At 49.1% G+C, this 21,299-nt stretch carries 24 protein-coding genes; 12 read left to right on the top strand and 12 right to left on the bottom strand.

The window, feature by feature from the left end:
- Window positions 1-86: 86 nt before the first annotated feature.
- From phoU to G9409_RS06695, 7 genes are all read left to right on the top strand, one after another.
- On the top strand, window positions 87-773 hold the full coding sequence (gene phoU, locus G9409_RS06725) for a phosphate signaling complex protein PhoU (protein WP_166808019.1): 687 nt from the start codon (window positions 87-89) through the stop codon (window positions 771-773).
- Window positions 774-814: 41 nt separating this feature from the next.
- On the top strand, window positions 815-1,906 hold the full coding sequence (locus tag G9409_RS06720) for an NEL-type E3 ubiquitin ligase domain-containing protein (RefSeq protein ID WP_166808018.1): 1,092 nt from the start codon (window positions 815-817) through the stop codon (window positions 1,904-1,906).
- A 149-nt stretch (window positions 1,907-2,055) separates the two neighbouring features.
- Window positions 2,056-3,621, top strand: a complete 1,566-nt coding sequence (locus G9409_RS06715) for a CHAD domain-containing protein (RefSeq protein WP_235923248.1) — start codon at window positions 2,056-2,058, stop codon at window positions 3,619-3,621.
- Window positions 3,599-4,357 carry a ParA family protein gene (locus tag G9409_RS06710; protein WP_166808017.1) on the top strand — a complete coding sequence of 253 codons (759 nt, stop codon included), beginning with the start codon at window positions 3,599-3,601 and terminating at the stop codon, window positions 4,355-4,357. The genes G9409_RS06715 and G9409_RS06710 overlap by 23 nt, the downstream gene beginning before the upstream one ends.
- Window positions 4,358-4,483: 126 nt before the next feature.
- Window positions 4,484-5,698: a methionine adenosyltransferase gene (locus G9409_RS06705; RefSeq protein WP_166808016.1), complete on the top strand. Its 1,215-nt coding sequence runs from the start codon at window positions 4,484-4,486 to the stop codon at window positions 5,696-5,698.
- Between the two features lie 121 nt (window positions 5,699-5,819).
- The gene (locus G9409_RS06700; RefSeq protein WP_166808015.1) at window positions 5,820-7,199 is read left to right on the top strand and encodes a cation diffusion facilitator family transporter; all 1,380 of its coding nucleotides are present in this window, start codon (window positions 5,820-5,822) and stop codon (window positions 7,197-7,199) included.
- Between the two features lie 49 nt (window positions 7,200-7,248).
- Window positions 7,249-8,475, top strand: a complete 1,227-nt coding sequence (locus G9409_RS06695) for a multidrug effflux MFS transporter (RefSeq protein ID WP_166808014.1) — start codon at window positions 7,249-7,251, stop codon at window positions 8,473-8,475.
- A 116-nt stretch (window positions 8,476-8,591) separates the two neighbouring features.
- Here G9409_RS06695 and G9409_RS06690 read toward each other — a convergent pair whose 3' ends face one another.
- The 4 genes from G9409_RS06690 to G9409_RS06675 form a co-directional block, all read right to left on the bottom strand.
- Entirely contained in the window at window positions 8,592-9,929 is a 1,338-nt protein-coding gene (locus tag G9409_RS06690) for an MFS transporter (protein ID WP_166808013.1), read from the bottom strand.
- Between the two features lie 27 nt (window positions 9,930-9,956).
- Window positions 9,957-10,622: a DUF2461 domain-containing protein gene (locus G9409_RS06685; protein WP_166808012.1), complete on the bottom strand. Its 666-nt coding sequence runs from the start codon at window positions 10,620-10,622 to the stop codon at window positions 9,957-9,959.
- A gap of 42 nt (window positions 10,623-10,664) precedes the next feature.
- Window positions 10,665-10,919: a type II toxin-antitoxin system Phd/YefM family antitoxin gene (locus G9409_RS06680; RefSeq protein ID WP_166808011.1), complete on the bottom strand. Its 255-nt coding sequence runs from the start codon at window positions 10,917-10,919 to the stop codon at window positions 10,665-10,667.
- A 303-nt stretch (window positions 10,920-11,222) separates the two neighbouring features.
- On the bottom strand, window positions 11,223-11,675 hold the full coding sequence (locus tag G9409_RS06675; protein WP_166808010.1) for a phosphate-starvation-inducible PsiE family protein: 453 nt from the start codon (window positions 11,673-11,675) through the stop codon (window positions 11,223-11,225).
- 231 nt (window positions 11,676-11,906) lie between these two features.
- On the opposite strand from G9409_RS06675, the gene G9409_RS06670 reads away from it, so the two are divergent.
- The 4 genes from G9409_RS06670 (at window position 11,907) to G9409_RS06655 (ending at window position 14,981) form a co-directional block, all read left to right on the top strand.
- On the top strand, window positions 11,907-12,317 hold the full coding sequence (locus G9409_RS06670) for an acyl-CoA thioesterase (RefSeq protein ID WP_166808009.1): 411 nt from the start codon (window positions 11,907-11,909) through the stop codon (window positions 12,315-12,317).
- Between the two features lie 201 nt (window positions 12,318-12,518).
- On the top strand, window positions 12,519-13,052 hold the full coding sequence (locus tag G9409_RS06665) for an SRPBCC family protein (RefSeq protein WP_235923247.1): 534 nt from the start codon (window positions 12,519-12,521) through the stop codon (window positions 13,050-13,052).
- A 187-nt stretch (window positions 13,053-13,239) separates the two neighbouring features.
- Complete coding sequence (locus G9409_RS06660; RefSeq protein WP_166808007.1) at window positions 13,240-14,277, top strand: SDR family oxidoreductase; 1,038 nt, start codon at window positions 13,240-13,242, stop codon at window positions 14,275-14,277.
- A 53-nt stretch (window positions 14,278-14,330) separates the two neighbouring features.
- Complete coding sequence (locus G9409_RS06655; protein WP_235923246.1) at window positions 14,331-14,981, top strand: SRPBCC family protein; 651 nt, start codon at window positions 14,331-14,333, stop codon at window positions 14,979-14,981.
- An 8-nt stretch (window positions 14,982-14,989) separates the two neighbouring features.
- Here G9409_RS06655 and G9409_RS06650 read toward each other — a convergent pair whose 3' ends face one another.
- From G9409_RS06650 to G9409_RS06615, 8 genes are all read right to left on the bottom strand, one after another.
- Window positions 14,990-16,012, bottom strand: coding sequence for a glycosyltransferase family 2 protein (locus tag G9409_RS06650; protein WP_166808005.1), 1,023 nt, complete (start codon window positions 16,010-16,012; stop codon window positions 14,990-14,992).
- A gap of 163 nt (window positions 16,013-16,175) precedes the next feature.
- The gene (trpA, locus tag G9409_RS06645; RefSeq protein ID WP_166808004.1) at window positions 16,176-16,979 is read right to left on the bottom strand and encodes a tryptophan synthase subunit alpha; all 804 of its coding nucleotides are present in this window, start codon (window positions 16,977-16,979) and stop codon (window positions 16,176-16,178) included.
- A 14-nt stretch (window positions 16,980-16,993) separates the two neighbouring features.
- On the bottom strand, window positions 16,994-17,686 hold the full coding sequence (locus tag G9409_RS06640; protein ID WP_166808003.1) for a CPBP family intramembrane glutamic endopeptidase: 693 nt from the start codon (window positions 17,684-17,686) through the stop codon (window positions 16,994-16,996).
- A gap of 241 nt (window positions 17,687-17,927) precedes the next feature.
- Window positions 17,928-18,608: a 7-cyano-7-deazaguanine synthase QueC gene (gene queC / locus G9409_RS06635; protein WP_166808002.1), complete on the bottom strand. Its 681-nt coding sequence runs from the start codon at window positions 18,606-18,608 to the stop codon at window positions 17,928-17,930.
- A gap of 129 nt (window positions 18,609-18,737) precedes the next feature.
- Window positions 18,738-19,016, bottom strand: a complete 279-nt coding sequence (locus tag G9409_RS06630; protein WP_166808001.1) for a type II toxin-antitoxin system RelE/ParE family toxin — start codon at window positions 19,014-19,016, stop codon at window positions 18,738-18,740.
- Window positions 19,013-19,246: a ParD-like family protein gene (locus G9409_RS06625; RefSeq protein ID WP_166808000.1), complete on the bottom strand. Its 234-nt coding sequence runs from the start codon at window positions 19,244-19,246 to the stop codon at window positions 19,013-19,015. The genes G9409_RS06630 and G9409_RS06625 overlap by 4 nt, the downstream gene beginning before the upstream one ends.
- A gap of 86 nt (window positions 19,247-19,332) precedes the next feature.
- Entirely contained in the window at window positions 19,333-19,656 is a 324-nt protein-coding gene (locus tag G9409_RS06620) for a type II toxin-antitoxin system RelE/ParE family toxin (RefSeq protein ID WP_166807999.1), read from the bottom strand.
- Window positions 19,653-19,937 carry a type II toxin-antitoxin system Phd/YefM family antitoxin gene (locus G9409_RS06615; RefSeq protein WP_166807998.1) on the bottom strand — a complete coding sequence of 95 codons (285 nt, stop codon included), beginning with the start codon at window positions 19,935-19,937 and terminating at the stop codon, window positions 19,653-19,655. The genes G9409_RS06620 and G9409_RS06615 overlap by 4 nt, the downstream gene beginning before the upstream one ends.
- A gap of 225 nt (window positions 19,938-20,162) precedes the next feature.
- On the opposite strand from G9409_RS06615, the gene G9409_RS06610 reads away from it, so the two are divergent.
- Window positions 20,163-21,233, top strand: coding sequence for an alpha/beta hydrolase (locus G9409_RS06610; RefSeq protein ID WP_166807997.1), 1,071 nt, complete (start codon window positions 20,163-20,165; stop codon window positions 21,231-21,233).
- The last annotated feature ends 66 nt before the right edge of the window (window positions 21,234-21,299 follow it).

The following is a 21,299-nucleotide window of genomic DNA, read 5'->3' as shown; positions in this document are numbered from 1 at the left end:
CAGCACAGCTCTTCACCAATCCCAAGGATTCGATGACCGAAGATTATATCACGGGAAGATTCAGCTAACGAAAACCCTTCACTCCTATGTCAGAACGCCCGGTTCATGAACTTATAAAAGAGCTCTCTTTTGTACTCGTACAACTTTCCGACAAGGTGCTTGAGAACTTTTTCAATGCCCTGCATGCTGTCAAACACCAGGATGAACAGAGTGCCCGTCAGATAAGGCAGATTGATAATGAAATCGATCTGGCAGAAGTCGATCTTGAAGAGCGGTGTCTGGCTTTTCTTGCCCTGCAGCAGCCGGTGGCAAGAGATTTGCGTACCATAGTCACCATTATGAAGATCAACGATGATCTTGAGCGTATCGGTGACCTGGCCGTTCACATTATCGACAGGATGCCTGAAATCAGTCCGGAAATGCTGAAATCGTTTGAGTTCGAGAAGATGGGAGTACATGCAGGCGAAATGGTAAGAAACTCAATCGAAGCATTCATCTCAAAAGACCGCACTCTTGCCGATAAAGTCTGTGCCCTGGATGAAGAGGTTGACGTGATGCACCGTACGGTCTTCAAAAGGGTTACCCTGTTGATGAAAAGTCCTGACTCAGCGGTCGATGAGCTTATTGCCGCATTGAGCATCTCCCGCTACATTGAGCGTATGGCTGATCATGCCACCATGATTGCCCGTGAGGTGATCTATCTGGTGACAGGTGAAATTGTACGTCACAAAGGGGATTTTTATCAAAACCTCATCGACTCTCTGAAAGATTAAAACGGTTACAAATAAAACGATCATTTGTGATGTATGCGAAGATGAAAGCAAGAGAAATAACGTTTCAGGATATCATGATCGGGGTCGATGGCAAAGAAGATATCGACTGTTCAAACAAAGGGCTAACATCTCTTGAAGGATGCCCGGAGATCATTGCGGGCCATTTTAATGCTTCGGGAAACCGGTTAAAATCACTTGAAGGGGGCCCTTTAGAAGTATACGGCCATTTCGATTGTTCAAACAATCAATTGACGACACTCGAAGGTCTTCCACATAAAATACATGGCGATTTCGATTGCTCAGGAAACCGGCTGCCGTCACTTAAAGGCGGCCCGAAAAAGGTAAAGGGAAATTTTGACTGTTCAGGAAACCAACTGATAACCCTGCTTGGCGGACCCAACAAAGTGGGTGGAGATTTCATTTGTTCAGATAACCACTTGACCTCGCTGGAAGGCATTCCGGGTGAAGTATTTGATTGTGATTGTTCAAACAATCACCTGAAAATGCTGGACGGTGCTCCGGATCATATTCTTGGAGATTTTGATTGCTCAAACAATAGACTGACTTCTCTTGCTGGAGTATCAGCGTTTATTCTTGGTGATTTTTCCTGTGACAGCAACAGGTTAACATCACTCAAAGGCGGCCCTGTTGAAGTATATGGGGATTTCGTCTGCTCAAACAATCAGCTTGCATCCCTGAAGGGTGCACCTGAAGTGGTCGGGGGTAATTTCTCTTGTGCCGCAAACCAGATCAGCTCGCTCATTGGCGCGCCTCAGGAAGTTATTGATTTCGATTGTTCGCATAATCAGTTAACAAAACTTGACGGGAGTTCTGAGAAAGTAAGTGGGAATTTTGACTGTTCAGATAATTGTCTGACATCGCTCAAAGGGGCTCCAGAGAAAGTCAAGGGCAATTTTGTCTGTTCAAGAAACAAGTTAACATCACTCAAAGGCTCCGTAAAAAAGATCAAAGGCAATTTTGACTGCACAGGAAATGCTTTTTTGACGCTTGACGGATCAATAAAAAAAGTAGGCGGTAATTTTATTTGCACAGAACATGCAGAACTCTTTACTGAAAAAAAAGTTCGCGCGGTTTGCACGGTAAAGGGACTCTACATTGAAGCTCCTCTATAAATTATCATGAGTCCCGACACATCGGATCAACCAATCCATCTAAATGCTTTGTATATATCAGTTGCCATCGTGACAGTTTTTTCCACATGATGGTGGATAACTCCTCAAAATGTCAGAAACGGATGGGTGTCACTCCAACAAAAATACTGTTGAGTCCAAACCAACTGCACTCACCATGGTCGCAACATGAAAAAATGCATGCTGCCGGATGGCAGCTTGTACAATGTTCAGCCCGACAGGCAGAGTCAGTTTACTATGATACATTTGACTGGCTGGCATTCGAAAACGGGATTGCCGTTATAAAAAAAGAAGGCTCCCTGCATATAACTGATCTCCATTCCGGTAGTGACACTGCATACATCCCTTTTCGCGGAAACCCCGCGGTATTTTTTCCGTCCCGTTTACCTGAATGCAAGCTAAAAAAACTGCTTGGCGCTTGCGGAGATATGAGGGCATTCATCAAGCTGTGCGTATTCAAAACGATCTCGCAAACCTACAGCATCCTTGACGGCCACGACAAAACCATAGGCACGCTTTTTTCCGAATCATGGCATCTTGCTGAAGATCGAGGCCAAAATCCTTTTTGTCAGGGTTATGCACTAAAGCCGCTCAAGGGGTTCAGTAATGAGGTAGAAGAACTTGAAACATGGCTCTCCAGCCATTATGAATCCCGAAAAATTGTGGAGTACCGGGATCTCTATCTGATACTGATGAAAGAGGCCGGGCTGAATGTAAAGGGATATTCGTCAAAAATCCATTTACAGCTTGATGAGCATGCGATGATTCATGAAAATGCCCGAAGGATGCTACAGAGCACCTTTACTCTTGTCAAGCAGAACGAAACCGGCATCAGCAGGGATATCGATACTGAGTTTCTGCACGACTATCGCGTCGCCATACGCCGCTCCAGATCGGTGTTAATGCTTCTCAAGGGAGTGTTCAATCCTGAAGAAACCGCTTATTTTCTCAATGCGTTCAAGGATATCGGCGAACGCACTAATGAACTGCGGGATATGGATGTCTACCTGCTCCACCAAACGACCTATTTCGGATATCTCCCTCCGGTGCTGCAGCCACCACTCAAAGAGTTCTTCAGCGAAATCAGAGCAAAACGCAATAAACTCCACAAAGAATTTTGCAGCCACCTTGCATCGGCAAAATACAGATCCTTCCTGAAAGAGTGGAATGAGTGGATCAACAAGGAAGACCTGCCGTCGCAGGAGAAGGCACCAAATGCAACCCTTGCGACATCCACAATAGCTGAAGCAACCATAAAAAAAGCATGGAAAAAAGTGATTCGGGATGGTCGTAAAATCGGACGAAAAACAACGGATAAAGAGCTTCATACACTTCGTATAGGCTGTAAAAAGCTTCGTTACCTTCTTGAGTTCTTCTCATCGATTTTTCCAAATAAAACAATAGCTCCAATGATAAGACAGCTTAAGGAGCTTCAGGAAAACCTTGGCAACTTTACCGATTTTTCGGTGCAAATCGCATTTCTTGAAAAACGCCTGGTATTAATGGAAACAGAAAAAAAACATACATTACTTGCAGGCACAATTGGCGGATTAATCGCAATCCTTTATCAGAAGCAGGAAGAAACACGCCGGAAATTTCACGATACCTTCAGAGGTTTCGATGATGAGCAAACCGCGAAGTTCATGCATGAACTCTTAACCTTCCGGATACAAAATGAAAACAATAGCACTCTATAGCATCAAAGGAGGTGTTGGTAAAACCGCAACTGCTGTAAACCTCTCCTATCTTGCTTCCCTGCATACTTCTCCGACGCTCATCTGCGACCTTGATCCCCAGGGGGCAAGCTCATACTACTTCAGGATTGCGGCTTCAAAAAAGTACAACAGCGAGAAGTTTCTCAAGGGAAGCAACAAAATATACAGCAACATCAAGGCTACTGATTTTGAGCAACTTGACCTGCTCCCCTCAGACTTTTCGTACCGGAATCTCGATATTGAACTTTTCGAAGAAAAAAATCCAAAGAAAAAACTCAAAAAAAACATCAAGGAACTGAGCGAAGAGTACAAGGTTATTTTTTTTGACTGCCCGCCGAACCTGACCCTGCTCTCCGAAAGTGTTTTTGCCGCCTCGGATGTTATCCTTGTTCCCATGATCCCGACAACACTCTCCATCCGCACCTACAACCAGCTGAAAGAGTTCTTTGAAACCCATAACCTTGACAGCTCGAGAATCCGGCCATTTTTCACCATGGTGGAAAAACAAAAAAAAATGCACCGCGATATTCTCAACGAATTCCACGACTACCCGAATTTTCTCTCACAAACGATACCCTACAGTTCGGATGTTGAGAAAATGGGGATCTACCGGGCACCGATCCATACCGTTTCGCCGAACGCTCCGGCTGCAAAAGCCTATAAAGCTCTCTGGGAAGAGCTTGAGGCGATCCTTGATAAAACTGACAGTGTTTATTGACCGTTGAAGGTCCTTCATACATGGCAAAAAGGTAAGCTTCGCGGAGGATCGGATTTACGCAGTAATGAGATAACCGGTACATTCATCAGTATTCGTCTGTCGGCTGAACAGGTAGAGGCGCCTTGCATGAAAACTTTGCGAAACATCACCGTCGAAGTGGCAGGAACCACTCCTGCCGGAATGCGGCAGATTGAACTGATCGAACGCAAGGGAACCGGACATCCCGATACCATCTGCGACTCGATAATGGAGTCAGTATGCCTGAGCCTCTGCCGGGAATATATTGAGCGAACCGGACAAATCCTGCATCACAACCTCGACAAAGGGCTGCTGGTAGCCGGAAGAACCCTTGTAAAACCGGGTGGCGGCCGGGTGCTGGAGCCGATGAAGATCATCTTCGGAGACAGGGCAACCACCAGCTACAAGGGAGTCCGCATACCTGTCGGCGAAATTGCTGAAGAGGCAGCAAGCAACTGGCTGAAAAAGCATCTCCGCTTTGTCGATCCTGATATCCATGTACGATTCCAGAACGAGATCAAACCCGGCTCGGCAGAGCTTACCGACCTGTTTGCGCGCAGCGTGATCGGAGCAAATGACACCTCTGTCGGAGCTGGCTACGCGCCGCTCAGCGATGCCGAAAAAGTTGTGCTTGAGACTGAACACTATCTCAACTCACCGGGATTCAAGCAGGCTTTTCCTGAAACCGGTGAGGATATAAAGATCATGGGGTACAGAAACCGCAACCACCTCACCCTTACCATTGCCATGGCTTTTGTGGACCGCTTTATCACCTCTCCCGCACACTATTTCGAACGGAAAGCCGCCGTACTTGACGCCGTGCAGCATGTTATTGCAGCAAAGAACATGCCTTTCAGTGAAATAACCGTTGAGCTCAACACGCTCGACGACCCGACGAGGGGTGAAGGCGGTATCTACCTGACCGTGCTCGGCACCTCGGCAGAGGGAGCTGACGGAGGAGAGGTCGGACGCGGCAACAGGGTAAACGGGCTTATCGCCTTCGAGAGACCCCTCACTCTTGAGGCGGCTGCCGGTAAAAACCCGGTCAGCCATGTCGGAAAAATCTATTCTGTGCTTGCCTCTGAGATTGCCCGGCGCATCTACCGTGAAGTGGCTGGTATAGAAGATGTTTCGATCCTGCTCTGCAGCCAGATCGGCAAACCGCTCGACCGCCCCCTTTCCGCTTCAGCCCGAATCATAACCGGTTGTGATGTCACCGTGGATGCGGTAACGGATGAGGTCACTGCCATTATCGACAACGAACTCGGCAACATCACAAAATTCACCGACCGTCTTGCTCACGGTGAATTCCCGATATGCTGAAGGGGACCTGAAAAAAATATGAGTTGTCTTTCACTCCTCCTGCGTACATTGAAAACCGGTTCAGAGAGAGAGAGCGATCTCTTAAACCTCGTAAAAACCGCTTTTTGAAGAAAAAAAACTGATGGAACACGCTCACAAAAAACAACAGGTAGCCATAAGCTCTGTCGTGGCAAGCCTCCTGCTTACGGCAATGAAGCTCATCGTCGGACTACTTACCGGCAGTATCGGAATCATATCCGAAGCCGCACACTCCGCGCTTGACTTCGGAGCAGCTTCACTCACCTGGTATGCTGTCAGAATGAGCGGTAAACCCGCCGACAGCAAACACCACTATGGTCACGCGAAGGTTGAGAGTGTCTCCGCACTGATTGAAACGGGACTTCTTGTTGTGACCAGTGCATGGATCATCTATGCCGCCATTGAGCGGCTCATAGCCGGAACAACAGAGGTTGAGGTCACCTGGTACGCCTTTGCCGTGATGGCCATCTCCATTGTCGTTGACATCTCCCGCTCCATTGCCCTGAAAAAGGTGGCAAAAGAGACCGGCAGCCAGGCGCTTGAGGCAGATGCCCTGCACTTCAGTTCCGACATTCTCAGCTCGGCCGTCGTTATCCTCGGTCTTTTTTTTGTCTCGCTCGGCATCGTCTGGGCCGATGCGGTTGCCGGTATTGCCGTAGCTCTGGTAGTGCTATGGGCGGCGTTCCGTCTCGGCAAAGAGACCATCGATGTCCTGACCGATGCTGCACCTGAAGGGCTTGCGGACCGGATTGAAGAGATGACCATGAGTGTCGCCGGAGTAATCGCTATTGACAAACTGAGGGTAAAACCCAGCGGACCGCAGGTATTTGTGGAAATGGGTGTCAGTGTCAACAGGACACTTTCTGTTGAAAAAGTACAACGTATCTGCGCTGAAATCGAGCAAAAGGTGCGTGAAGAGTTCACCCTGGCCGATATGATTATCAACACCCGCCCGATTGCCCTCAACAGCGAAACCATCGCCGAAAGGGTGCATGTGATCGGCCTGAATCACAACCTGCACGCCCATAACATTTCGACCAATCTTTCGGAGCAGAAAAAATTTATCACGTTTGATGTCGAGATCGACCAGCAGCTCACCATAAAAGAGGCCCACGATACCGTCACCGCGCTTGAAGATGAGCTGCACCGGGAGTTCGACGGAGAGCTTGATATCTGCATTCATCTCGATCCGCTTCGCAATGAGGAGCACAGCACCACCGCCCTCCCTGCCGGAGTGGAGAGCATTGTACGCGAAACCATTGTAACCGTTGCAGAAAGCATTAATAAAATTCAGGATGTTCACGATATCCTGATCCGCAAATCCGACACCGGCAAGCTCTTTATCACCCTCCACTGCTCATTTGACGATGAAGCACTGCTTGAGGAGGTACACTCGCTCACCAGCCAGCTTGAAGGGGCTATCTATCACTCCCTGCCCGATGCATACCGGGTCATCATTCATGCGGAACCGCTCTACGGCTGACACATGAAAGAGCGCTGTAACAAGTCCGGAAGCGATAAAAAGGAGCTCTATGGCGCGTAAAAAACGGGCCGAGCCGGGATTTGCGGAGTTCATTACACTCACGGCTCTGATGATGTCACTCGTCGCCCTGTCGATTGATACCATGCTGCCTGCGCTCGCTGATATCGGCAAGGAGCTGGGTGTCCATGAGGAGAATACAAACCAGCTCATCCTCTCCATACTCTTTCTCGGCATGGCCTCCGGCCAGTTGCTCTACGGCCCGATATCCGACAGCACCGGCCGAAAACCGGCGATCTATCTGGGATACGCGCTCTTCATCACCGGCACTCTCTTCTCGCTTGTCGCACAAAACTTTCCGGTCATGCTTGCAGGCAGGTTCCTCCAGGGATTCGGAACAGCGGGCCCCCGCATTGTCTCCATTGCCATTGTGCGCGACCGGTACGAAGGCAGTTCCATGGCCCGTGTCATGTCATTTGTCATGACCGTCTTTATTCTGGTGCCGATTGTCGCTCCGGCTATCGGGCAGGGAATAGTAGTGCTCTCAGGCTGGCGAGCAATCTTCGGCACCTTTCTCGTTTTTGCACTCCTCTCGATTGCCTGGTTTGCACTCCGCCAACCCGAAACCCTGAAGCCGGAAAACCGGATTCCCTTCTCGTTTAAACGGATGACCGCTACAATCCGCTCGATTCTTGAGAACCGCAGCGCACTCGGTTACACCGTAACCGCCGGTCTTGTGTCCGGTTATTTTCTCGGTTACCTGAACTCGGCACAGCAGATTTTTCAGGAAGAGTATGCTCTCGGTGAACGGTTTCCGCTCTATTTTGCAGCTCTGGCACTCTCGATTGGCAGCGCATCATTTGTCAATGCCCGGCTTTTACTGCATCACTCCATGCAGTCACTCTCCAGAAAGGCGCTCCTGACCATCGGCACCCTTTCAGTAGCCTTCCTTTTGCTGATTCTGCTGCAGGAGAACCATCCCCCCCTCTGGCAGCTCATGCTCTACCTGTTTCTCACCTTTTTCAGTACCGGCATTCTTTTCGGCAACCTCAATGCACTGGCCATGGAAACCCTCGGCAGCATTGCCGGTATCGGTTCCGGTATTGTCGGCTCACTCTCGACCTTTATTTCACTCATCGTCGGCACCGCAATCGGCCAGAGCTATAACGGCACCGTGCTTCCCCTCACCACCGGCTTCTTCATACTCAGCATCATATCACTTGGAGCCATGCACTGGGCAGAAAAAGAAAAACAGCTCACGCATCACCCGGCTGACTGATGAGCTTTCGGCCATTGATGCAGATGCTGAAAATTAACCCGTATTGAAGCCTGAAATCCAAAGAGTGCTGAGAGAAATACCACCCCTGACACCATCAGGAGAATGACCGGAAAAAATCATAAATCCCTGTTCTTCCGCTCGCCGCGGCCGCCCTCACCTCTGGTCACCAGAAGCGTAAGGAGAGCCGCTGTCAGGAGCGATGCGGAAAAGAGCGCCAGTACAATCGTCATCCTCCCTCCTGTTGCATCACGAATGATTCCTGCCATCTCCGGACTGACATAACCGGCAATATTGCCAAAAGAGTTGATGATGGCGATTCCTGCCGCTGCCGCACTACCGGCCAGAATTGATGGTGGAAGCGACCAGAAGCAGGAGAGGGCCGACATGATGCCTGCGGTAGCAACAGAAAGAGCTGCTATACCGTACCATCCTCCGGCAAAAGGCATGGCACTGAGCGCAAAAGCGGCAGATCCGATGAGGCAGGAAAAAGCAATATGCCAGCGCCGTTCACCGGTCAGGTCGGAATGAACACCGTTGATCACCATGACCACCGCAGCACTCAGCCAGGGGATGACGGAGATCCATCCTATCAGGGATTCATCAGCGGTAATGCTCTCCCTTATGATTTGCGGAAGCCAGAAAGAGATGCCGTAAAGCCCCATCACGATAGAGAAATAGAGCGCACTGAGCATCCAGACCTCCGGCATTCCGAACGCATCCCTTACGGTATATGCCGGTCTGCCGTCTGAACCCTTCCGGAGTTCATCATCGGCAAGCCGCTTCGTCAGAAGCTCTCTCTCCGGGGCGTTCAGCCACACAGCATCGTCAGGAGTGTTGTCAAGATAAAAAAGCACACAGAGGCCCATCAGTGCCGAGGGAACGCCTTCAAGGATAAAGAGCCACTGCCAACCCTGAAGAGATCCCACCCCGTCCATTGTTTCAAGTATAACTCCCGAAACAGGGCCACCTGCAACTCCGGCAATGGCAACTGCTGTCATGAACCATGCGACCATTCTTGCGCGGTACTCTGAAGGGAACCATGTGGTGAGATAGAGGATGATTCCGGGAAAAAAACCGGCTTCAGCCACACCGAGAAAAAAACGCAGGAGATAAAAAATCGGCTCGCTGGATACAAAAAGCTGCATCGAGGCAATCACGCCCCAGGTAATCATGATGCGCGCTATCCAGATACGTGCTCCGATTTTCGAAAGAATGATGTTGCTCGGCACTTCGAACAGAAGATAACCGATAAAGAAAATTCCGGCTCCTGTTCCATAAGCGGTATCGCTGAAGCCCAGATCACTGCACATTTGAAGTTTGGCAAAACCGACATTGACCCTGTCGAGATAGGCGAGAATGTAGCAGATAAACAGAAAGGGGATCAGATGCAGGGCCACCTTGTCATAGGTTGCTTTTTCAAAGGCAGTTGACAAAGGCTCGCTTGAGCTGCTCATAAAAAATGTACACCCGTTTTGGAGGGGCTAAAGCGCCCTGTTCAAAAAATCAATCATCGGTTTGGAGGAGAGAAAGGTATCGGAAATCCGGCTTATGAGAGCCGAATCGGTGACCTCCCTGTCGGAAAGAAACTGCTGGGTGTAGTACCCCTTGAACTTGAGATACTCCATTGCGGGATTGGTGACTTCATACCCTTTCGGCGGCCTCTTCAGGCTGCCCGAAGGCTCAACACCTTTCGGAAAACGGGAGATGAACTCTTTTTTTGAAATAATGGAGTGCCACTCACTGAAATGCCGGTCGATTTCACCTCTCAACTGATCAAGCACTGCCGGTTCCGGCATATAGATTCCACCCCCGATAAACGATTCTCCCGGTTCTATATGGAAGTAGTAACCACCGTAGGGACTTTTACGGCCACCCCTGTTGATAAAGGCAAAAAAGTTGGTTTTGTAGGGTGACTTATCCTTCGAAAACCGGACATCGCGGTTGATGCGCATGATGCAGGACTTCGGATCAAGGTGCGATCCGGCAACATCTTTATCAAACTCGCCAATCGCCAGAATCAGCTTCACCACGGTATCAAGAAACTCACCATAGGCATGCTGATACTCTTTCTTGTGAATCTCAAACCACCCCCGGTCATTGTTCAGTTTCAGTTCCCGGAGAAAATCAAGCGTTTCAGTGGTAATCATACGAAGAAAGATTGTCGTTTATGAAACAGCTCCCCATATTATTCAAATACTTGGCCATAGATCATCCGGATCAGCTATCCTTGTCACCCTGCCAGCTTCGGCATCTGCTTTTCCCTGTTCAATGGCCTTAATGACCTTCGGATCTGAGAAATACCTGTCCGTATCGCTTATTTTTTTGGCCGGTACAATCTCATAGGTCTCTGTGCCACCACACTGGATGATGACACGCTCTTTATTAGCCATGTTAAGATATTTACGGAGGTTTTTGCGCAACTCCGTTGTACTGATTGCTATCATAATTTCATCTTTTGCGTTACAGTATAACGTACAAAGTATACTCATTATCCTTGTAAATGCCGAGATATTGAACAATACCTGGCACATGAGCAGGGAGAAAATAAAACAATGAGAGGGTGTGACACCTTGCCTGGGATTCTACCTGTAACGCGTCCCTGTGGGACTTAAAACAACGCTTCTGATTGCTCTTCTCTTCAGCTCCAGAGGAGCGGCATATTGTCAGAAAAATACGGGGACATTGGCAACGAGGCATTGCACCCTGATCTCCTGTACCCATTCCGCCCTCAAAGAACTCTCTTCCTATTACAGCTCTTTTTTGCTGGAGCTCGTTACCAGTTTGTGCAGGATGCCGATCACGAGCAGGGATGCAAGCAGAAGACCATAGTGCCATGAATTGAAAATCTCGTCCACACTCTGCCCCGCTGTTGCACTTCTTACCGGTTCGGAGATGAGCTGGCGGAGAAGGGTGATCATGGCAACTTCAATGAAAACGACCACATGAAAAACACCGGTCTGCACAAAGTTGATTTCAGCAGAGATCAGGCTTGAAAGTGTCCAGACAATAAAGAGCGTACCCAATGCCTGCAGGAACCCGTGCGCAAGATTGTTATTCTGAATTGCATGAAATACCGAAACGGAAAACTCCCAGACAACCATCAGACTGGCCAGCACCAGAGCAACCGCCAGAAAGGCATGCAGAATATGGTTAAATGCCCGAAGGGCAACTAACAGACGCTGCTCGAACTTTGCGATCATGAGCCCGAATTTATAGGGTTATCCTGAAAAAAACACTCCCCATAACAGGACGGAACTTCAGAAAAAACTCCGGAAAAGACTGTACTTCAGGAAAAACTCGCTTGCTATATTGTAATCATATGCACGCGACTTTTCAAAATAAAGTACGATACAATAGAAAGGCATAAGGGTTGGCGTTACGTCACTCTGTATCATGTTTTTTCAACAACGCCCGAAGAGAGAGTGTGTGCCATGAGTAAGGAGCGATTTTCCATAACTATAAGGGTGGAGCCGGAGGATATTGACATGCTCGGCCATGTCAACAACGTGGTCTATCTGCGCTGGGTGCAGGAGGCGGCAATGGCGCACTGGAGTGCCATTGCGCCTGTGGATGAACAGGAGAAGCTCATCTGGGTAATACGACGTCATGAGATCGATTACAAACGGCCTGCCCTGTTGGGTGATACGGTTCTGGTACGCACATGGATCGGCAACGCCTCCCGGTTTGCATTCGACCGCCATACCGAAATTGTGCATGCGTTGAGCCTCTGCCCGCTTGCCATTGTCAGACCAGTCTTGTGCCCCATTGACCGCAAAAGCGGTCGCCCAACCGATGTCAGCCCCGCCATCCGGAAACTCTTTTCTGTTGAGACTCTACAGTAGCTATCCCTTCCACAAGGGATAGAACTCACCGCACCGTTCTGAGCGAGAACTATTCTCAAAAAGCCATTGTTCATGACGTTTGATGAAACAAACGTTGCAGAGTCATGCATATGCTTGTACATTGAAATACAGAGGGCTTCCGTGCAGTAAAGATTTATGTTAATAAATCAGTTGCGCAAAGCATGTAACGACAATAGCACTATGGAACAGCATTCAAGCGAGATATCCCGGCTCAAGAGTGGAGAAACTCTTGTGGATCTTGCCTTTCTTGCGAACGACATCGTAAAAGTTAACGGGAAAATCCTGATAGATGCCCCGATAGAGTGTGTCTGGAAAGCCCTGACTGATTATGACCATCTGAACAAAACCCTGCCGAAAGTGGTCGCGAGCAGCATTGTTGAACGCAAGGGCAATGAGGTTATGCTTGACCAGACCGGAAAAACCGGCATCTTTTTTTTCGAAAAAACCGTTAATTTTCGCTTGCGATTGAGGGAGGAGTACCTGAAAAAAGTCTCTTTCGAACAGGTGGAGGGTGATTTCAGCGTCTACCGGGGAGAGTGGATTCTTGAGAGCCGTGACTCACTGAAAGGAACCATACTCTCCTACCATGCGGAGATCAAGCCACTCTTTTTTGCACCGCCGATTCTTGTAAGCTTTGTTCAGTGGCAGGATATGCCGGGAATACTCAGGGCGCACAAAAAAACGGCAGAAGCGCTGTGCCCGGTTCAATCCTGAAAAGGAAGTAACAACCTTTAGGACATCTCTATAAATTGTCGTGAGCGGTTTGAGTGCGAGGCAGCGCAGAAACCGGAATGTACACGTAGTACTTGAGGATTTCGAGCACCGCCCAACGAAGCAATCGAATCGCGGAATAAATTAATAGAGATGCCCTTTATTTCAACCATTCAGTATTGTTCAAATTATGATCACCAGTAAACCCGTCTGTGTCACCGGAGCCTCCGGATTTATTGCCGCATATATCGTCAGGGATCTGCTCCGGGAGGGCTACAGGGTAAGGGGAACCGTTCGCAAAAGTGCTGAAAACTATCCCTTTCTGCTCAATCTGCCGGGAGCTGAAGAACGGCTTGAACTGGTAAAGGCTGATCTGCTTCAAGCGAATGCCTATGACCGGGCGGTTGACGGATGCGACTATGTTATCCATACCGCAAGTCCCTACGAGATCAATGTCAAAAATCCCCAGGAGGATCTGGTTGATCCTGCGGTGGACGGCACGGAGAGTATACTGCATAGCTGCATGAAATCAGGCGGTGTCAAACGGGTGGTGTTCACCTCCTCGATTGCCGCAATCACCGATGAGCCGGAGAGCTCAAAAGTCTTTACCGAAAAAGACTGGAATACCATGTCTTCCCTTGATCGACACCCCTACCAGTACTCCAAAACCCTTGCCGAACGGGCAGCATGGGATTTCATCATGCAGAAAAAACCGGCATTTGATCTGGTCGTTATCAACCCCTTCATGGTGGTCGGCCCTTCACTCGGTCCTTCGCTCAACACCACGAACCAGATCATCCGCGACATCATGACCGGTGTCTATCCCGGCATTATGGATATCAACTGGGGTTTTGTCGATGTCCGCGATGTGGCCAAAGCGCATCTTCTTGCCATGACGAACGGTGCTGCAAGCGGACGTTATCTCTGTTCCGGAGATGCCATGCACATGCGGGATCTTGTTGCACTGCTCAAATCTTCCGGCTTCCGCAAATACGCACTTCCAAAACTCGATCTGTCAGGAAAGGCCGGTACACTGCTCATGAAACTGCTCTCCTTCACGCAGCCTAAAGATACCGGAACCTATATCCGAACCAATGTAGGCCGGACCTTCCGCTATGACAATGCAAAAATCAGGCGGGAACTTGGGCTCTCCTTCATGGATATAAAGCAAAGCATTATTGAGGCTGTTGAGGATATGGTTAAATGGGGACATCTGCCAAAACGATGACATGATAAACGTGATGATAAATGCAAGCTAACGATGAACATACTGGAGATACCATGAAAAAACTCATCTCAATGACACGATGGGTCACGATGCTGCTCATGATTTCGATGCACTCGACTGTTTCCTCTGCGGCACTCCCGCTGCCCGGCACACCGGTCTCTTCCGACACGCTCTCCATGGCCCGGACAATGCTGCTCAACGGGAAAATTATTGTTTCTCTGTCACAGCTTGAAAATGGTGTAACCGGCGTCAGGGGTGATGTCTACATTGCCGCCCCCCCTGAAACCGTCTGGGCAGTCATTACAGACTATAACAATCACAAAAATTTTGTCCCTGGTGTGCTTGACAGCGGCATTATTTCAGACAATGGCAGTGAGAAGGTGATGTTTGAAAAAGGGAAATCCGGACTCTTTGTTTTCAGCAAGACGGTTAATGTTAAAATGAGAGTCTGGGGAGAGAAGCCAAAGCGGCTGAATTTCGAGCAGATAACCGGCGACTTCAAGGTCTATCACGGAGAGTGGCTGCTGCTTGTCTCACCTCCCGACAAGGGGACCTTTCTGACCTACAAGGCCGAGGTGAAACCGAATTTTTTTGCCCCCGGCTTTGCCGTACGAAATGTTCAGAAAAAAGAGTGCCCGTTAATGCTTTCTGCCATGAAAAAGCGGTCTGAATCATTAACATCTCTTGCCATAAAGAACCAGTAATCCTCTTTTCACCGAAGCAGTAATGTCAGCGGCAAACCTTTAAAAACAGTCCGGTCAGGGAGCTGCCGGGTATGCTGTACCACCCGGCGCTTCTTCATGATATCCGCCCAATGACGGAGCGTGTCACCGAAGGCACGCCACACGGCGCCCGATTTTGCCAGACTGCCGGGAAACTGGGTCAGATAAAAAAGCGCAGCTGCCACTTCAAGAAGTAACCGAAGCGGCAGCACCAGTAAAAGCCCAGGGATACCGAGGTTCTTGAGCAGCATCGCAATGTTGTTGCGGTGGTTGAAATAGATCTTTTCGGCTGAACCGCCGGGGAGCGATGCCCCCCCTTCATGCAGTATAAGTGATGAAGGGACCGAGCGGATAGTGTACCCGGCAAGCTTCATGCGCCAGGAGAGATCGATCTCCTCCATCTGCATGAAAAACTCCCCGTCAAAGCCCCCAAGCTCTTCTGCCACCGATCTGTTGACAAACATGGCAACACCGGAAGCCCAGAAAATCTCCCTGCCTTTATCATACTGGCCCCGATCCATCTCGATTGCCGAGAAAGTTCGCCCAAAACACCAGGGATAACCGAGCCGATCGATCATCCCTCCGGCAGCGCCTGCATAATCAAAAACCTTTTGCCCCTTCTCGAAGGCTTTCAGCGAAAGGATTTTCGGCTGGAGTGCACCGGTACGGTCATCTTCACATGCCGCCGTCACAAGCCGATCAAGCCAGAGCGGGTCATGACGGGTATCATCATTCATAAAAACCACATAGTCGGCTGTAGAGTGTTTCAGCCCCTCGTTGCACCCTCCGGCATACCCCCTGTTCTCGCCGAGACGCACAAGACGGGCATTCCGGTAGCGTTTCACCATAAACACAAGCCCTGCCTCTGTACCCCCGTTATCAACAACGATGATCCCCATCGCCGGATAGCGGGTCTCTGCAAGCGAATCAAGACAGCGCTCAAGCATGTCACGCCGTTTAAAATGGGGAATGATGATATCGACCGACGGGAGATGTGGAGCAGATAAGGTCATGAAGGGATTTTGAATGTTGGATTCCGGATTGTGAATTAAACAACAACAATAGGCAAACCCCAAATCAGATCCCCTCTCTGACGTTTGAGATGACAATGCCAAAAGAGCAAACAGGCTGGTTCGCCCCTGCTGCAATCCAAAATTCAGAATCGAAAATCCGGAATTATCGTAAGGCATTCCAGAACTCCCGGGCAAGACGGGCACTCTCTGCAGGGGTTGAGGCCGGAGCGATATGCTGCAGGAGCGCGGTTCCTACAACGGCCCCGTCAGCCAGACTCCACATGTGCTCTACCCTTTCCCTGTCGCGGATGCCGAATCCAACGACAAACTTTTTCCGCGCATGGAGCCGCACCCGTTTCAGGTACTCATCCACGGCAGCTTCAGTTGACGCATCGGAAAGCTTGGATGTTCCGGTTGTTGCATTGACAGCCAGACAGTAGGAAAAATCGGTCGAGAGCGAATCAATCAGCTCAATCCTCTCCGGAGGAGTAACCGGTGAAACAAGAAAAACCACCGTCAAACCAAGATCTTTAGCCTTTTGGAGAAAAAGAGCCGCCTCCTCGGGCGGAAAGTCGGGTATAAGCAATCCGTCTACTCCCGCCAGAGCCGCATCCTGAAGAAACCGGTCTATCCCGTATGCGATGATGGGGTTGCAGTAACCCATCAAAAGAATGGGGGCTGTAATCTTCCGGCACCCCTCTCCCTGTCGGGCAATACGCACCAGTTCAAGCAGGCGTTTGATGGTCACCCCGTTTTTGATCGCGGTGTGCGCCGCATCCTGGATCACCGGCCCGTCCCCGATCGGATCGGAAAAGGGCATGCCAAGCTCGATGATATCGGCGCCGCTCTCTTCAAGCGCCTCAAGCACGGGAAGCGTGGCACCCGAAACCGGAAACTCGGGCATATAGTAGGCAATCAGCAGTTTTTCATCCCGCTGCAAACGGAGGGTAATTCTGTTGTGGTGCATAGAGGCGAAACAGGTCAGAGCAAAAGTTTTGGAATAACAAACAGATCAAGCAGCATGGAGAGCATGGTGATCATATGCACCAGAACGCTCCCCCATACATTGCGGGTTTTAAGAACAAGATAACCGCCGAAAATCCCTATCGGAAAGGCCATCATAGCCATCAATGCACGCTCTTTCATGCCGACAGGAGCAACCGCAAAGTGGTTGACAACATAGAAGATGGCGGTCAGAAACACCGTCAGATGTTTGTTAAAGCCTTTCTCGATCATTGAGGAGAGCATAATGCCGCGCCAGAGAAACTCTTCGGCAAAAACAAGCACCGGAAAAAGAAAGAGCAGTGAACGGTTAACAAGAATGTTCTCCATCTCCATCATCGGCGCTCCGCCGTTTTTGTAATAGAGAAGTGTGTTCATGATATCCATTCCGAAAAGCACCAGCCCAACAATACCACCCCATAACAAGGATTTACGGAGATTGCCACCGGCAAGAAACATCGACTCCCATTCGCCATATTTTTTGCCACGATACAGCACGAGGCCTATTGAACCGATAACATAGAGAAAGAGTGCGGGCCACTCCTGAACCGGGGTAAAATGGCCGACGAGACCAAGAATCCAGATCATTGCCATAAGCGCAAATGACTGGGTAAACCGTGCATTGAGTGACTCCAACTCAGACGATGAGGAAAATGCTTTTACAGAACTCATGGTTGAACTGATTTATTGATGATGACGACGTTAATTATATCGCAAAATCGGGATCTCTCACTTTCGTTCGAGATGACAATATCATATCTACATCTTCAATGCACCGCTATAAATTGTCGTGAGCGGTTTGAGTACGAGACGGACGGAGCACAAAAACCGGAATGTACACATAGTACTTGAGGATTTCGAGCACCGCCCAACGAAGTAATCAAATCGCGGAACAAATTAATAGCGGTGCTGCCTAAATATACCGAGGTCTCTCTTCATAATCAATCGGATCGCGTACGCCAACCAGTTCGAAAGCCCTGAGCCTGCGTGCACAGCTGTCGCAGACTCCGCACGCCCTGCCCTCACTCTTGTAGCATGACCAGCTGTAGGCAAACGGAACATCAAGCAGCATGCCCCGGTGAACAATATCCGACTTCTGCATCTCGATAAGGGGAGTCACTATTTCAATAGTTGTTTCAGGTTTGGTCCCGAGAGCAATAACCTGGTTGAATGCATCATAAAAGATTTTTCGGCAGTCGGGATAACCGGAAGAGTCCTCTTCGACCGCTCCGATAAATATCCGGTTGGCCCCGATAACCTCTGACCAGCTCACGGCCATTGAGAGGAAATTGGCATTACGGAAAGGGACATAACTGGTTGGGATTGTCGATCCCTGAAGATCGGCTCCGCTCACCGGCATGGAGAGATCGGTCAGTGATGAACCACCGATCCTGGCAAGAAAATCGGCATCAACTTCGAGGCGTCGATCAATATTGTAGTGATTACAGATATCACGGAATGAAGCAAGCTCCTTGTGCCATGTTCGCTGTCCGTAATTGACATGCATGGCTGCCAGTTCAAACCCCTGCTCATGGGCCATCGCCGTAGTGACAAGGCTGTCCATCCCTCCGCTTAACAAAACAACGGCTCTCATGGCTGATTAAAAATAGGGTTGCACCAAAATTTTCTGAAAGGTATAAAATTCTTTTGGATTGAGATGATACACACCATAAAAAAAGCCACCCCGATATTCCTTCAGGATGGCTTTGCCACTAACCGGGCCTTATCGCTTCAAATCCCGATAAAAGTTCTCGTGTGGCCCAACAGCTTCAAGGTAGACCAGCCGAACACTCTCATCCAGCGAATAGCCAAGTAAATACAACTGGCCTGAGCTGCGAAACTTGTAAACATACAATGCAGCCAGATCACCCTTCTTTCGTTCTCCGATGTCTGGGCTTTGCCGTACCTTTTCAACGGCACTATCTACATCAGCAGCGGTGTTGTCGTGAAGCTTTTTGTATTGTCGAGCAAATCTGCGCGTTTGCCTTACAGACCAGGTCATTGCCTTGCACTCCGTGGTACAAACGGTGTAGAGAGTTCTCTCGGCTCGGCCAATGATGCCAGCGATTCAGCTACAAAGCTGACCGGTAAATCAGGGTTGTCAAGCGCCGCACGACCTACCCGTGCCCAAAACTCGATCTGACCCGAAATAGAACGATGCTCAAGCACTGCGTCCTGCCGGGCCTGTTCATAAAGCTCCTTGTTGATTCTGATTGAAGTGCTTACCAACATCCTGAAAACTCCTCTTTTACTTGACTACATTTGTGGTAGAAGTATAGCTATTATTTTTTGAACATCGAAATATTCCACCATTCCAACTATCGTATCAATCGTTCGAGAAGAAGATCCTGAAGATTTCTTCTGCCATCAAGAACACAGTGAATAAAAACCTTGCGATCCAGAATCCGGTAAATAATCCGATACGGCTTGTAATGAAGTTCACGATACTCCAAAACACACACCCGTTCCAGTTCGGGTGGACAATGTCCCCGGTCAGGAAATTGGCAAAGGCTCAGACAAGCCTCCTGCAGCGCATCAAGAAGAGTGGATGCTCTTTCAACCGAATCGAAACGAGCAACATATTTCCAGATATCGAGAATATCTGCCTCTGCATCATCACTCAGGAAAACATCATACCTCATAACTCCTGATGATTTGAAATCTGCTGTCTGATCAACTCAAACGATTCACTGACAGGCTTATACCTTCCCTTCTCAATACTCTGAGAACTTTGAGCCAGTATCTTCAATAAAGCAAGACTTTCCTGGGTCTCTTCGTAGAGATGAACATCCTGCACAATTACCTTCGCTTCTCCGTTATGCGTGATAATCATGGTTCCTCTATTGGCTGAAACTTCCCGAATAACTTCAGATGCGTGAGTTTTCAAAAAGCTGATGGGCTTGATGGATGTACTGTATTTCATAAGAGCTGCCTGTATGCGACCATAATAAAGACTTTATAATGGTTAAGGTAATCATTGATCATAAATAAAAAAAGCCGGGAACAACGCTGTTGCCGTATCCATTTTAGCGGTTGCAAGTTCAGTGTTTATGCTGTAAATAGAGTCAGGCATCACCTTCCGGGGGATATGAACGTGCAGGCAAACAGGCACAGAATCCGATGCGCTAACAGGTAACGGTTAAAAACCATGATTACCAGCAAATATATCCGCATGCGCATGATTACAGCACTGCTGCTGTTACTCTCCGGATGCGCATCAACTAACCTGACCGGAAATGCAGAATACCTGAAACCGCCGGTACAGGCCTTTTACGCAACCAACCGCAACCATGCCGGGCAGCAGGCAGAATCCGGTCAAAAATATGGCGCTGAAAGAAGCATGATGAGCTATGGCATAGCAGATGTAGCCATACCTCAGGACCACCGGATCGGCAGAGTGATTCATGCAACCTTTGACAAAGAAAAACACCGGGAAATCAACTATCTCCAACTGACGGAGCTCAACAGGGAAGAGCTTCTGAATAATCTGACAAAAACGGTGGCGGCCTCTGAAGAGAAGGCCCTTCTGCTCTATGTGCACGGCTTCAACATGACATTCAATGAGGGCGCGCGGGGAATCGGACAGATTGTGAGCGACCTTGATTTCAAGGGCTCTTCACTCTTCTTCAGCTGGCCATCACGGGGACACGTCAACAGCTATGAAGACGACGAAGCCGGAATTTTATGGGCTGAAAAAGATCTGGTGACGGTTCTTGAGGAGGTCGCCCTGCGTTCCGGATCGAAAACCATCTACCTCATGGGACACAGCCTTGGCGCACGGGGGTTGTCGCGTGCATTACTTGAACTCCTCGGAAAAAAGCCGCAACTCAAAACATACTTCAAAGCCCTTATCCTGACCGCTCCGGACATCAATGCCGATGTTTTCAAAAATGAAATCGGACCGGCACTTGCAAAAACAGGCGTACGGGTAACCCTCTATGTTTCAGGAAAGGACAGAGCATTGACACTCTCCGAAAGAGTGCATGGGGTCCGTCGACTCGGGAATGCGAACGGGAAGCCGATCATCATTCCGGGTATCGAGACGGTCGATGCAACAAACATCAATACAGGCTTTTTCGGTCACTCCTACCATAGCGATTCCCGCTCCGTGCTTTCAGATATCTATTACATTCTGAAAAAGGACCTCCGGGCTGACGAACGATTCTCACTCAAAGCCATCGATACCGCTTCAGGGAGATACTGGATATTCAAGGATTAGAGCGAACAAAAGGAGAAAAAAAAGCCACCCCGATATTGCTTCGGGGTGGCTTTGTAAAGAAAAGAG

This window comes from Candidatus Chlorobium masyuteum, from assembly GCF_011601315.1.
Lineage (GTDB): Bacteria > Bacteroidota > Chlorobiia > Chlorobiales > Chlorobiaceae > Chlorobium > Chlorobium masyuteum.
This window is presented reverse-complemented; position numbering and strand designations above follow the sequence as displayed.